Source organism: Bartonella sp. AA23NXGY (assembly GCF_042197165.1).
Taxonomy (GTDB): Bacteria; Pseudomonadota; Alphaproteobacteria; order Rhizobiales; family Rhizobiaceae; genus Bartonella.
The window spans coordinates 179544-192958 of sequence record NZ_JBHIRO010000001.1; the positions used below are offsets into that span (position 1 = coordinate 179544).

The following is a 13415-nucleotide window of genomic DNA, read 5'->3' on the forward strand; positions in this document are numbered from 1 at the left end:
AAACGGGTAGGTATAGCTTATTGGAAGCCATAATGAAGAGATGAATCTATAAATAACCACAGAGGGTATTTTGCCTGTTTGTGCGGATGATAGAGAAGTAAGGACTTTATGAAACGCAATGAAATGACAAAAACTGTATCATCAGATACAGGGAAGACTCTGCACACACTTTACAATTTATGGCCCTATATGTGGCCGGTAGGGCGGCGTGATCTAAAAATGCGTGTGCTATGGGCAATATTTTATCTTGTTTTGGCTAAGCTCGTTCTCATATCTGTACCGTATTTATTTAAATATTCTACGAATGTGCTTGATTCAAGCTTTCAGCTACCTGAATGGTTCCCATCCAGTTGGATTATTCCCATCATGCTTGTTTTGGCATACAATGTCGCGCGTATTATGCAGGCTGGATTAAATCAATTACGCGATTCCCTGTTTGCCACTGTTGGTCAATACGCTGTTCGTCAATTAGCTTATAAAACCTTTGTACATATGCATGAGTTATCTTTGCGATTTCATTTGGAACGCCGAACAGGTGGGCTTTCTCGTGTGATTGAGCGTGGAACAAAAGGAATCGAAGCGATCGTAAGATTTTCAATTCTTAGTACAGTACCAACAGTTTTAGAATTTATATTAACGGCACTGGTATTTTATATAAGTTATGGGTGGCATTATCTTCTCATTGTTGTTGTAACGGTTGGATTATATATTTTGTTTACCATTAAGGCGAGTGATTGGCGTATTCGCATTCGACAAAAAATGAATACAGCGGATACTGAGGCGAATACTCGCGCTGTTGATTCTCTTTTGAATTTTGAAACGGTCAAATATTTTGGTAATGAAACTCTAGAAGCCGATCGATTTGATGCTTCTATGGTAGGTTATGAAAAAGCCGCAACAAAGATTTGGACATCTTTAAGCTGGCTTAATTTTGGTCAGACTCTTATCTTTGGTATTGGAATGACGATCATGATGCTGATGTCAGCTTATGAAGTTTTTTATAAGACACAAACTTTAGGAGATTTTGTTTTTATTAATGCGCTTTTAATGCAACTTTCCATTCCACTAAATTTTATTGGTTCAATGTATCGTGATATTCGACAAGGTTTAACGGATATTGAAGCAATGTTTGATCTTTTAGATGTTCAGAAAGAGATCGTTGATAAATCGGATGCTAAACCGTTAGAGATAAGCGATGGGACCATTTGTTTTCATCAGGTAAAGTTTTCCTATGATTCGAGACGTCAGATTCTCAGAGATATTGATTTTGAAGTTCCTGGAGGAAAAACAGTCGCTATTGTCGGTCCATCGGGTGCCGGTAAATCTACTATTTCTCGGTTGCTTTTTCGGTTTTATGATGTTGATGCAGGATCTATCACAATTGATGGGCAGGATATTCGTGATGTAACACAAAAAAGTTTGCGTGAAGCGATTGGCATGGTCCCACAAGATACGGTGTTATTTAATGATACAATTGCCTATAATATTTGCTATGGGCGTCCAAGTGCTACAGATGAAGAGATGCGCAAAGCTGCTGAAATGGCACAAATATCAAAATTTATTGAAATTTTACCGGAAGGTTTTCAGTCTGTGGTAGGAGAGCGAGGTCTCAAATTATCAGGTGGTGAAAAACAACGCGTGGCTATTGCACGGACACTTTTAAAAGCTCCTCCACTTCTTATTCTAGATGAAGCAACGGCGGCTCTTGATACGGCGACGGAACAGGAAATTCAACAAGCATTGGATATTGTAAGCCGTGGACGTACAACATTGATTATTGCGCACCGTCTTTCTACTGTTATCAATGCGGATGAAATTTTAGTTCTTAAAAGTGGTCGTATTATTGAAAATGGGACGCATACAGAGCTTTTACGCAAGAAAGGTCTTTATGCTTCAATGTGGAATAAGCAGCTTGAAGCATCGCAAGCGGAAGAAAAATTACGTAAAATGCGTGAAGAAGATGAGACGAGTGTTGTTAATCGTAAAAAATAAATAGAGCAAAATGTAATCTATATCTTTATATGGAGTGATTGATTAAATACATAAAAAGACACAAGAGGAACAAAAAGCTTTGTTGCTTGTTTAAGTTTACGATGAATAGGAAATTATATGAGTATTCTGCAATCTTTCCATAATAGCTTTGTACCGGTTCATAAAGAAGGTTATCCTTTTATTGTAGCGTTTTTTGTTATTTCGCTCATTCTTGGTTGGATATGGAGTCCGTTGTTTTGGTTTGGTCTCGTTCTCACGGTGTGGTGTGTATACTTTTTCCGTGATCCAGATCGTGTGATCCCTTTGAATTCAAATTGGGTTATGTCGCCTGCAGATGGGCGTATTTCATTTGTGGAATCATGTGTTCCACCTGAAGAATTAGGATTAGGGAAAGATGAAATGATTCGTATTTCCATTTTTATGGATGTTTTTTCATGCCATATTAATCGTATTCCTATCAGTGGTACAGTAGAGTCTATCGTTTATCATCCAGGTCGATTTACCAATGCTGACTTTGATAAGGCTAGTCAGTTTAATGAGCGTAATGGGGTGGTAATTGATAGCAAACATGGTAAAATTGGTGTCGTACAAATAGCGGGAATGGTTGCACGCCGGATTGTTTGCTGGTCAAAAGAAAACGATGCCGTTATGACTGGTGAGCGATTTGGATTGATTCGTTTTGGTTCTCGCCTTGATGTTTATATACCAACTGAAATGAAATTGCGTGTTGCAGTTGGACAGACAGCAATTGCTGGAGAAACAGTTTTGGGTTCTTTTGATGATAAGAGTGCCACAACGGGCTTCAGATACGATTAGGACTCACAATGAAAAATTTTTCGCCATTTTCTTCATTCAATCCTGAGGGGCAGCATGATGATGTTGCAAATCGGCGGCGTTCACCTACATCAATGCGGTATGTTATTCCTAATATCATTACTATTTTAGCAATTTGTGCAGGGATGAGCAGCATTCGTTTGGCTTTTGAACATCGTTATGAAGCTGCTATTTTAATGGTGCTTTTGGCTGCAGTTTTAGATGGTGCTGATGGTCGCATTGCCCGTTTAATAGATGGTAGTTCATCTTTTGGGGCACAGATGGATTCTCTTGCTGATGTTATAAATTTTGGTGTTACCCCTGCACTCATTGTTTATTCTTTTATCTTGAATCAAGCGAATCATATTGGGTGGGTTGCTGCCCTTGTTTATTGTGTTGCTTGTTGTTTGCGATTAGCACGTTTTAATGTGATGTTAGATAACCCCAATATACCTAAGTGGCAGAGAAGTTATTTTGTTGGTGTTCCAGCACCAGCAGGAGCATTATTACTTTTATTGCCTACCTATTTAGGCACTCTTGGTTTGGTCCCCAATTGGGGGTGGGCATTATTTTTTAGTCTTTATACTGTAATTATTGCTTTTCTTTTGATTAGTCGTTTACCGGTATGGAATGCAAAAACAATTGATCAAAATTTAAGGCGCGATATCGTTATACCGTGCATGTTGGTCATTGTTATTTATGTCGGTTTTCTTGCGACTTACACATGGGAAACTTTATTGATTACAGCTGTTAGCTATATGATTTTTCTCCCGTGTAGTTTTATCGCTTATAATAAACGTGCTACTTTAGAAGAGAAAAAGGCTGATGCTAAAGCTATCCAAGAATTATAAAGTGCTTCATTCTTCTGTCGAAAATCACAGGAAAAAGAGAGAGTCAAACGATTTACTTCTCATATGATGATCAATCAGGTACATGATAATCTACAAACCGATTTTTATGGACATTAAAGAGTTTTCCAGTTTCCTTTAAATCAGGTGATAACAAATGGACTATCTTTTTTGCAACCTCTTGTGGTGAAGGGAGAGTTTGTGGATCTTCACCGGGCATAGCTTCAGCGCGCATGGCAGTGCGTGTGGCACCAGGGTTGACACAATTAATCTTAATAGGGGTTTGTTTGAGTTCTTCTGCCCAACAGCGGGCAATCACCTCTAAAGCCGCTTTAGAGGCTGCATAAGCTCCCCAGAAAGGGCGCGCAGCATGCGCAACGCTTGAGGATAACAGGATGGCTCGTCCAGCATCAGATTCACGTAATAAAGGCTCAACGGCTTTCATTAAGCGCCATTGGCTGAAAAGATTTATTTGAAAAACATCTTCAAATACCGTGTTTTCTATATGCGCTATTGGTGAGAGTGTTCCAAGAATTCCTGCGTTTGCAACGATAATATCAAGTTTTTTCCAGCGTTTGGCAATTGAGATAGCAAGGGTATCGATGTTTTCCATATGATGCAAGTCAAGGGGAACAAGGGTTGTATGAGCCCCTTTTTCTCGGATTTGATTATCTAATTCAGTAAGTCCACTGACTGTTCGTGCAAGAGCAATAATATGAGCGCCGCGTGCAGCAAGCTCGAGTGCCAAATGATAGCCAATCCCTCTTGATGCGCCAGTAACAAGTGCAACACGCCCATGGAGACTAAAGTCACGTTTTGTCATCATTAATCTCTTGTTTTAAGAACAGATGATTGATGAATTTTGGAGAGATTTTCTTGATCAACCAGATGCGTAGGATAATATCCAGTAAAATAATGGTCAGTAAATTGTGGATTGGCGTTATTCCGTTTTTCCCCTGCTACAGCAAGATATAATCCATCCGTTGAAAGAAATTCTAATGAATCCGCTCCAATAAAATCACACATAGATTTTAAATCTGGATATTGATTTGCTAAAAGGTTTTCAGCTTTAGGTGTATCAATACCATAAAAGTCAGGATAAAAAATCATAGGGCTAGAAATGCGCATATGAACTTCTTTTGCTCCTGCATCGCGAAGCATTCGTACAATTTTAAGGGATGTTGTTCCACGCACAATAGAGTCATCAACCAGAATAACACGTTTTCCTTCAATCACAGGACGGTTTGCCGAATGTTTTAACTTGACGCCAAAAGCGCGAATTTGTTGTGTTGGTTCGATAAAAGTGCGGCCAACATAGTGATTACGAATAATGCCAAGCTCGAAGGGAATTCCAATTTCTTGTGCATAGCCAATTGCAGCAGGCGTTCCTCCATCAGGAACAGGAACCACAACATCACCCTCACAAGGGGCTTCCTGTGCTAAACGGATTCCCATATTTTTGCGTGTTGTATAAACACTACGCCCTCCAACGATTGAGTCTGGGCGGGCAAAATAAACATATTCAAACAAGCAAAGTTTTTCTGGTTGTGTATTTTCTGGTTTTATAATTTTTTTTGTAATTTCCCCATTTTTTTGTATTTCACATATGATGATTTCTCCATTTTTAACATCACGGACATATTTTGCTCCAATAATATCAAGAGCACAAGTTTCAGAACAAAAGATAGGCTTACCATCAAGTTCCCCCATCACGAGAGGTCTAATTCCTGTTGGATCGCGTGCCGCAATAAGTTTTGTACGTGTGAGCGCTAACATAGCATACCCACCTTCTACTTGCCGAATCGCATCAACAAAACGATCAGAGGACGACTCATAACGTGAGCGGGCAATAAGATGGAGAAAAACTTCTGAATCCGACGTTGATTGACAGATAGCACCAGAAGCGATGAGTTCACGGCGTAATGTGAGACCATTGGTAAGATTACCATTATGCGCAATAGCAATACCTCCAACTTTCAATTCAGCAAAAAGGGGTTGAACATTGCGTAATGCCACTTCTCCAGTTGTTGAATAACGGGTATGTCCAATAGCACGATTTCCTGGTAAGCGCGCAAGTGTTGCAGGGTTTGTATAGTGATCTCCAACAAGACCTAAATGCTTTTCTTGATGAAATATTTTATTATGGTAAGAAACAATCCCAGCTGCTTCTTGCCCACGATGCTGAAGTGCGTGGAGTCCAAGAGCTGTTAATGTTGCGGCATCTTCATGCCCAAGAATACCAAAAACTCCACATTCTTCATGAAGGGTATCATCATCTAATGAAAATTCTTGACAGAAAACATCGCTTTTTATCATCATATTCTTTCAGTTGTGATATGTAGGAATCATTAATATCACATTTTACATCATTTAGTTCTCTTTCCTCATGAAAAACTATTCTCTATTTTTTGAAAATTATCTTTTCATGAGAGTGTTACTCATACGTATGTTTATTGCTGTCTTTAAACAAATTTTCCGTCTTTTCGAGAACAGATCCAATATCTTTGGGGAGTATTTCCCAAACTTTTTGTCCCAATGAATCTAAAATAGGCCTTGTTTTTGCATTTTTTAACCAATTCGCTTGAAGCTCGGGTTTAATCAGTGCATTAAGCAGCAACATACCGATGACCATGATAAATAAACCACGAAGTGCTCCAAAAATAAAACCAATAGCACGGTCAAGGATACCAATTCGACTATCAATAATAAAATCAGAGATCTTCATTGTAATAATTGAAGTAATAATGAGAACAATAATAAAAATTGTGACCAATGTTGTGATCAATGCAATCATTTTATTAGAGAGATATTGTTCAAAGAAAGGTAAGACAGGTTTGAATAAAAACAGTGTCGTAACAGCTGCAACTGCCCAAGAAATCAACGATAACACTTCACGTGAAAATCCTCGAAGCATAGCAAGAAAAGCGGACAACAGGATGATTACTACGACAATTCCATCAAGGATTGTTATGATCATTTGTTTGTTCCTTATACATAAAGTTGTGTTCTTTTAAGTCTGTGTGCAAATATATTTTTTGTTATGCCATTTTTTGTTCTTATAGCAAGGATCTTTTGTATTTTATAGAGTTTTTTCTATATTATCATATCTGTGGTGCAGATCATTTTTTACTTACGGTAAGAGTAGCAACGAGTTCGGGAAGGTCGGAGAAAGTTTTTTGTTGAAAGTTGAGCGACTTCATCATTTCGGTTGTTGTTGTGGGGTGAAAGGCTCCTTGAAAGCCGAGTTTTTTTGCTTCATTGATGCGCTGTGCTGAATGTGCAACAGCGCGGGTAGCTCCTGAAAGACTGACTTCACCAAAATATACATAATCCGTTGGCAATGCGATATTGGCAAGAGAAGATACCAAAGCAGCGGCTACAGCTAAATCAGCAGCGGGTTCTGATATGCGATATCCACCTGCTACGTTCAGATAGACATCATGCTGTCCAAAACGAATGCCACAATGGGCTTCTAAAACGGCAAGAATCATAGAAAGGCGATTTCCATCCCATCCGACAACTGCACGTCTTGGTGTCCCAAGGGAAGAAGGAGCAACAAGCGCTTGAATTTCTACGAGTATCGGGCGTGTCCCTTCCATTCCTGCAAAAACAGCAGCGCCTGGTGCTTTTTCATTACGTTCCCCTAAAAATAATTCAGATGGATTTATCACTTCGCGTAATCCTTTATCAGACATTTCAAAGACACCAATCTCATCTGTTGGTCCGAAGCGATTTTTTACAGTTCTAAGAATGCGATAATGATGTCCTCCTTCACCCTCAAAATAGAGAACGCCATCAACCATATGTTCAACGACTCGAGGACCAGCAATTTGTCCATCTTTTGTAACATGCCCAACAAGAACAACGGCGGTTCCTGTTTTCTTGGCAAAGCGGATCATTGCCTGAGCACCGATACGTACTTGTGTGACAGTGCCAGGTGCTGAATCTGCTGTATCTGACCATAGGGTTTGAATCGAATCGATAATCACCATATCAAGGTTTTTATGTTCGCTTAAGGTTGCCAGAATATCTTCAACATTGGTTTCAGCAGCAAGTTTCACTTCTGTATTGTTAGCTTCAAGCCTTTGTGCGCGCAGACAAATTTGCGCAATAGCCTCTTCACCTGAAACATAGATGACATTATATCCTTTACGAGATAAAGCAGCAGCTGTTTGTGTTAGCAATGTTGATTTACCAATACCCGGATCACCTCCAACAAGGAGTGCTGATCCACGGACAAAGCCCCCACCGGTAACACGATCAAGTTCAGCAATACCAGAATGAATACGTGGAGCATCTTCGATATTTCCAGAAAGAGATGTGAGTGTGACAATGCGTCCTTTACGAGCATTCTGCTTAGGACCACTTCCTATGCCGCTATTTATAGTTTCTTCGATAAGGGAATTCCATTCCCCACAAGCGCTACATTTCCCTGCCCAACGAGAATGGATGGTTCCGCAATTTTGACAGATAAATTGAATACGATTACGCGCCATGTCGATTTAACCAATTTGCTCTGGAAGGTAATTGCTATCGGCCAGATCACTAAAGCGTGTGAAATCAGATTGAAAGGCAAGGGGCACGATTCCTGTCGGCCCATGGCGCTGTTTTGCAATAATAACGTTAGCTTTTCCAAAAACTTTATCCATTATTTCTTGCCATTTCATATGTTCAAGGCTACCGAACTTTGGTTCTTCATTTTTGAGGTAATATTCTTCACGATAGACAAATAAAACGATATCGGCATCTTGCTCAATAGAACCAAATCCACCTAAATCTGAAAGTTTTGGGCGTTTATCTGTTCTGTTTTCAACTTGATGTGAAAGTTGTGAAAGAGCAATAATAGGGATATTTAATTCTTTCGCTAAGGCTTTTAATTCTGCAGTGATTTCTTGAATACGATATTCAGATGTGTATTTTAAATCACTTGTCATGAGTTGGATATAATCAATAATTAAGACATCCAAACCATGTTTTTGCTTGAGACGTCGAGCACGGGCAGCCAGTTGTGAAACTGATATTCCTCCAGTTTGATCAATATAAAGGGGTGCCTTTTGGAGATGATTTACCGTACGAATAATTTTTGAAAATTGTTCATCTGAAATATGACCACGTCGAATATCAGAAGAAGAGACTTCCGTTTGTTCAGAAATAATACGTGTTGCAAGCTGCTCTGAGGACATTTCAAGTGAGAAGAATCCCACAATGCCGCCTTCATTTTCTTGGATATTACCATTATAATTATAAACATTGGCAATATTAAAGGCAATATTGGTAGCAAGTGAAGTTTTACCCATACCAGGGCGTCCCGCAAGGATAATTAAGTCGGATGGTTGTAATCCTCCCATTTTTTCATCAAGTGTTTGAATATGAGTCGCTATCCCTGATATTTGCGAAGAGCGTTTTTTTGCAGCACTTGCTATATCAACAACTCTTTTGATAGCGTCATCAAGACTGTCAAATCTACTATCGCAGTCTTCTTTTTTTTCTAGCATAATTATACACTTTCCTTTTGTTAGATATCAGTTTTTATGCAATTTTATATCAAGAATATTTTGCATGTTGTAGAATTTTCTCTGTGCTGTATTATTCAAAACACTGCTTGTTTTTTATATTGCGGTAATTAGGGTAATTTTTCAGATAGATTAGAAAATATTTTTGTTAAAAGGTTAGAGGTTGTCCTATAAAGAGGAAAGTTTCTGATATTCTACATAATAGTCAGCCTTGCACAACAGCAGCAATTATTTTTGAATTTAAAAACAAGAAAATGAGTGTCTTGTGAGAAGGAGTTTTTTAAAAGAAGGAACAATATAGAAAGATTTAGATTAGCTATGGATTTTAATATATGTACCCCACTTACAACATTAAGAGATGTGTTATCATTTCATGCAAGAAGAATGTTATTAAATAGCAAATAACGGTGGCTAGAATCATTGAAAAATGATTCTTTGTAAGAAATTATCATTCTTGATAAGAACTACATTTTTTAATGAGAAGGATGGTTTCACAATTTTGACAGATAAATTGAATACGATTACGCGCCATGTCGATTTAACCAATTTGCTCTGGAAGGTAATTGCTATCGGCCAGATCACTAAAGCGTGTGAAATCAGATTGAAAGGCAAGGGGCACGATTCCTGTCGGCCCATGGCGCTGTTTTGCAATAATAACGTCAGCTTTTCCAAAAGCTTTATCCATTATTTCTTGCCATTTCGTATGTTCCAAGCTACCTAGTTTTGGTTCTTCATTTTTGAGATAATATTCTTCGCGATAGACAAACAGAACGATATCGGCATCTTGCTCAATTGAACCAGATTCACGTAAATCTGAGAGCTGTGGACGTTTATCTGTTCTATTTTCTACTTGACGTGAAAGTTGAGAGAGAGCGATAATAGGAATATTAAGTTCTTTCGCTAATGCTTTTAATCCTGTGGTAATTTCTGTAATCTCTTGAACACGATTTTCTGATGAACGCTTTGAACTGCTTGTCATGAGTTGGATATAGTCAATAAACAAGATATCTAAACCATGTTGCCGCTTGAGACGCCGCGCACGAGCAGCTAATTGCGTAATTGATATTCCCCCAGTTTGATCAATATAAAGTGGTGCCTTTTGTAGTTGGTTCACCGCACGAATAATTTTTGAAAATTGTTCATCTGAAATATTGCCACGCCGAATATCAGAAGAAGAGACTTCTGTTTGTTCAGAAATAATACGGGTTGCAAGCTGTTCGGATGACATCTCAAGTGAGAAGAATCCCACAATGCCGCCTTCATTTTCTTGGATATTGGCATTACGATTATAAGCATTAGCAATATTAAAGGCAATATTGGTAGCCAGTGAGGTTTTACCCATACCAGGGCGGCCCGCAAGGATAATTAAGTCAGATGCTTGTAATCCTCCCATTTTTTCATCAAGTGTTTTAATATGGGTGGCTATCCCTGATAATTGTGAAGAGCGCTTTTTCGCAGCACTTGCCATATCGATAGCTTTTTTAATAGCCTCATTAAAATTTTCAAATCCACCTCCATATTTCCCTTTTTCTGCTAGCTCAAATAACTGATTTTCAACAGTTTCAATTTGTTGGGTAGGCGTGAGTTCTACAGGAGCATCAAAGGCTGTATTGACAACTTGAGTTCCAAGGTTAATCAAAGACCGTCGGATAAAAAGATCGTAAATGACGCGTCCATAATCTTCAGCGTTAATAATAGTGACTGCCTCTGTGGCTAAGCGAACAACATATTGGTATACAGTAATATCTCCAATTTTTTCTTCCATTTGGATATAGGGCTTGATTGTAACTGGATCTACACGTTTTCCTGTTTTAATAAGGTGAGATAAAACATGATAAATTTTTTGATGCAATGGTTCAAAAAAATGTTCTGGTTTTAGAAAATCTGAAACGCGGTCAAGAGAATCATTGTTGATAAAGATGGCACCAAGCAATGCCTGTTCAGCTTCAATATTATGCGGAAGTTGCCGAAAAGAAGGAGAATCCTCTTTCTTTGAAGAGCTGACATTAACAACGTTAGTTTCTTCCATAATATTTTTCCACTAAAATTCTAAGTCTAGCTACTTTAGGCGATAAATTGAAAATCGTATAATTAAAAGAATAGAGCTACAAACCTTCATTTTAAGTTAAAATTATATAATTTTTTAAAACTCTCTTTTCGTTCCTCATTTATCATTTGTGTATTATTTATATAACGTCTATCTATTTTATTTTATAATATGTGATTTTAAAGTGGAAGTTTTGCTACTCTAAATTTAAGTATTTTTAAGTTACTTAACCTTAAAATTCCAATATCTGTGTAAGTAGAATTATTTTTTATAACTGAAATTATTTCAGATCATGTGAGGATATAATCAAATTAACGCTCATACAAACTTTAGTCTTAAGGGTAGAACTTTAAATTATTTTTACTTTATATGCTGGAAAACAAAAGACATTTCCTCTTAGTGATACTACCATTCTCGGCATGTAATGCCTTTAAATAGTATATTTCTAATTCTTTCATAAAAATTAGGTTCTTTATGTACGATAGCCATAAAATACTCACTTTTAAAGTGCGAGTATTTTATGATCGATATTTAAAATGGAATAAAAAATATAAAACAGAAAGAAAAAATAGAAATTAAGCTTCTTGATGAGAACTGTTTATATCGTTGTCATTAATTTCTTCTGCCAATAATTCTTCCTGACTTTCTTCTAATAATTCTTCTTGAATATTATATATTTCTTTAGCCGAAGTGAGGGTTTCACCTTCTGCTTGGCGTTGTGCTTCACTGGTAGAACGCGCAACATTAATAATCACAGAAATTTGAACCTCTGGATGTAAGCTAAGAGTGATAGTGTGAAGACCGATCATTTTTATTGGATGATTAAGTTCGATTTGATTTCTTCCAATAGAAAAGCCTTCATCTGTTATGATTTCAGCAATATCACGTGTTGACACAGAACCATAAAGTTGTCCTGTTTCACCAGCAGAACGAACAACAATGAATGATTGTCCATCAAGTTTTTCAGCAATTTTTTGCGCTTCGCTTTTGCGTTCAAGATTACGTGCTTCAAGTTGTGCACGTTGTATCTCAAAATGTTTTTTATTAGCTTCATTTGCGCGTAAAGCTTTACCTTGAGGCAAGAGAAAATTACGCGCATAACCATCTTTAACTGAGACAATATCACCCATCTGACCAAGACGAGGAATGCGCTCAAGTAAAATAATATCCATAGTTTTTCCTTTCGAACAAATAAATTTAGTGGAGTTTTTTGCGTGATTGAAAATTGTATTGAATAGCAGCCCAAATTCCCATCAAAAGCATCATGAAAACAATAGGTGGAGTAAAAACGACTGTTAAAATAGCAATATAAACAAGAGAAAGTATAATAATCCGACCGTTTACCCCTTTTGTAATATTGTGAAGATATGCTAGACCGCTAATTAATATGATGACAATGTATGCAGTACTAAAGACACGGGTACTCAAGTTAAGAGAAGCGCTCAGCTCAACCATCGATGCTATGCAAACAATAATGAAAATAACAATTCCAGAAATGGGAAGGCGGAGAGTTTGGCTCCAATCATCACGGGGTCTTTTCAGCCATTTCATATGTTGTGCTGCTATCATGGAAAAGTAAAGGTTACCAATGAGAAAAACCAAACTATAAATAGTCAAAGAAAAAGCAGTAAAAGTTGCTGTATGCGTCATTAAAAGCTCATTAAAAGCGCGTATATCGGCTTCTTTTATTGACTGTGTTTGTTGCAGAGTTTGTGCTATGTTTTCGGTGATTTTTTTTGCAACGATGGGTGTGGAAGGACGTGTTTGAACATAGAGCCCAATGAAAGTTGCTATAAGAGCGATAAAATTAGTTAAATGAAAAATAACCGATGATAATGGATACCATATCAGTTCGTTTTCTTTTTGCGCTGGTCGTGCAAGCCCAAGAAGCCAAGAAGCATAGACAGCAGGAAGGAAAAATAAGAACATAAAGCCAAGAGCAATATAGGTATTAGTGGTTATGATAAGAACAACAGTGGCACTTATGAGGGCGATGAGACTGGCTAATGTTCCTTGACCGAACGCAACAATAAAAATTGGCAATGAAAGAAAGCAGCCAAGAAGAAGAGAAAAAAAGGGCGCAATATTTGCAACACTGATGATTGCCAGTCCTATCACAACAGCAAATAATCCTGCCAAAATACCGGTTAATATCTCATAAGTACGATTTTTTTTCATTTATTGCTGTCCTGCTTTCTGCAG

10 protein-coding genes and 1 pseudogene are annotated in these 13415 nt (G+C 37.7%); 3 read left to right on the forward strand and 8 right to left on the reverse strand.

All coding sequences use genetic code 11. From position 1 onward, the window contains the following. Positions 1 to 108: 108 nt before the first annotated feature. The 3 genes from ACFINY_RS00750 (at position 109) to pssA (ending at position 3656) form a co-directional block, all read left to right on the forward strand. Positions 109 to 1992, forward strand: a complete 1884-nt coding sequence (locus ACFINY_RS00750) for an ABCB family ABC transporter ATP-binding protein/permease (protein ID WP_375611223.1) — start codon at positions 109 to 111, stop codon at positions 1990 to 1992. Positions 1993 to 2109: 117 nt separating this feature from the next. Next, positions 2110 to 2808, forward strand: coding sequence for a phosphatidylserine decarboxylase (locus ACFINY_RS00755; RefSeq protein ID WP_375611224.1), 699 nt, complete (start codon positions 2110 to 2112; stop codon positions 2806 to 2808). 8 nt (positions 2809 to 2816) lie between these two features. Then, the gene (pssA, locus tag ACFINY_RS00760) at positions 2817 to 3656 is read left to right on the forward strand and encodes a CDP-diacylglycerol--serine O-phosphatidyltransferase (protein WP_375611225.1); all 840 of its coding nucleotides are present in this window, start codon (positions 2817 to 2819) and stop codon (positions 3654 to 3656) included. Positions 3657 to 3726: 70 nt separating this feature from the next. Here pssA and ACFINY_RS00765 read toward each other — a convergent pair whose 3' ends face one another. The 8 genes and pseudogenes from ACFINY_RS00765 to ACFINY_RS00800 form a co-directional block, all read right to left on the reverse strand. After that, the gene (locus ACFINY_RS00765; RefSeq protein ID WP_375611299.1) at positions 3727 to 4476 is read right to left on the reverse strand and encodes an SDR family NAD(P)-dependent oxidoreductase; all 750 of its coding nucleotides are present in this window, start codon (positions 4474 to 4476) and stop codon (positions 3727 to 3729) included. Positions 4477 to 4478: 2 nt separating this feature from the next. Next, positions 4479 to 5972 carry an amidophosphoribosyltransferase gene (gene purF / locus ACFINY_RS00770; protein ID WP_375611226.1) on the reverse strand — a complete coding sequence of 498 codons (1494 nt, stop codon included), beginning with the start codon at positions 5970 to 5972 and terminating at the stop codon, positions 4479 to 4481. 115 nt (positions 5973 to 6087) lie between these two features. Then, positions 6088 to 6630 carry a CvpA family protein gene (locus ACFINY_RS00775; RefSeq protein ID WP_375611227.1) on the reverse strand — a complete coding sequence of 181 codons (543 nt, stop codon included), beginning with the start codon at positions 6628 to 6630 and terminating at the stop codon, positions 6088 to 6090. 142 nt (positions 6631 to 6772) lie between these two features. Then, positions 6773 to 8149, reverse strand: coding sequence for a DNA repair protein RadA (gene radA, locus ACFINY_RS00780; RefSeq protein ID WP_375611228.1), 1377 nt, complete (start codon positions 8147 to 8149; stop codon positions 6773 to 6775). Between the two features lie 6 nt (positions 8150 to 8155). Further along, positions 8156 to 9091: pseudogene (locus ACFINY_RS00785) on the reverse strand (DnaB-like helicase C-terminal domain-containing protein); the annotation flags it as partial. Between the two features lie 613 nt (positions 9092 to 9704). Beyond that, the gene (locus ACFINY_RS00790; RefSeq protein WP_273791081.1) at positions 9705 to 11195 is read right to left on the reverse strand and encodes a replicative DNA helicase; all 1491 of its coding nucleotides are present in this window, start codon (positions 11193 to 11195) and stop codon (positions 9705 to 9707) included. A 593-nt stretch (positions 11196 to 11788) separates the two neighbouring features. Beyond that, positions 11789 to 12385, reverse strand: a complete 597-nt coding sequence (rplI, locus tag ACFINY_RS00795; protein WP_375611229.1) for a 50S ribosomal protein L9 — start codon at positions 12383 to 12385, stop codon at positions 11789 to 11791. Positions 12386 to 12410: 25 nt separating this feature from the next. Next, positions 12411 to 13391 carry a hypothetical protein gene (locus ACFINY_RS00800; RefSeq protein WP_375611230.1) on the reverse strand — a complete coding sequence of 327 codons (981 nt, stop codon included), beginning with the start codon at positions 13389 to 13391 and terminating at the stop codon, positions 12411 to 12413. Between the last annotated feature and the right edge of the window lie 24 nt (positions 13392 to 13415).

Bases quoted from the DNA above. Each gene is read 5' to 3' on its own strand.
- ACFINY_RS00765 (WP_375611299.1), bottom strand. From the start codon at position 4,476: ATGACAAAACGTGACTTTAGTCTCCATGGGCGTGTTGCACTTGTTACT.
- ACFINY_RS00790 (WP_273791081.1), bottom strand. From the start codon at position 11,195: ATGGAAGAAACTAACGTTGTTAATGTCAGCTCTTCAAAGAAAGAGGAT.
- ACFINY_RS00755 (WP_375611224.1), top strand. From the start codon at position 2,110: ATGAGTATTCTGCAATCTTTCCATAATAGCTTTGTACCGGTTCATAAA.
- pssA (WP_375611225.1), top strand. From the start codon at position 2,817: ATGAAAAATTTTTCGCCATTTTCTTCATTCAATCCTGAGGGGCAGCAT.
- purF (WP_375611226.1), bottom strand. From the start codon at position 5,972: ATGATGATAAAAAGCGATGTTTTCTGTCAAGAATTTTCATTAGATGAT.
- radA (WP_375611228.1), bottom strand. From the start codon at position 8,149: ATGGCGCGTAATCGTATTCAATTTATCTGTCAAAATTGCGGAACCATC.
- ACFINY_RS00800 (WP_375611230.1), bottom strand. From the start codon at position 13,391: ATGAAAAAAAATCGTACTTATGAGATATTAACCGGTATTTTGGCAGGA.
- rplI (WP_375611229.1), bottom strand. From the start codon at position 12,385: ATGGATATTATTTTACTTGAGCGCATTCCTCGTCTTGGTCAGATGGGT.
- ACFINY_RS00750 (WP_375611223.1), top strand. From the start codon at position 109: ATGAAACGCAATGAAATGACAAAAACTGTATCATCAGATACAGGGAAG.
- ACFINY_RS00775 (WP_375611227.1), bottom strand. From the start codon at position 6,630: ATGATCATAACAATCCTTGATGGAATTGTCGTAGTAATCATCCTGTTG.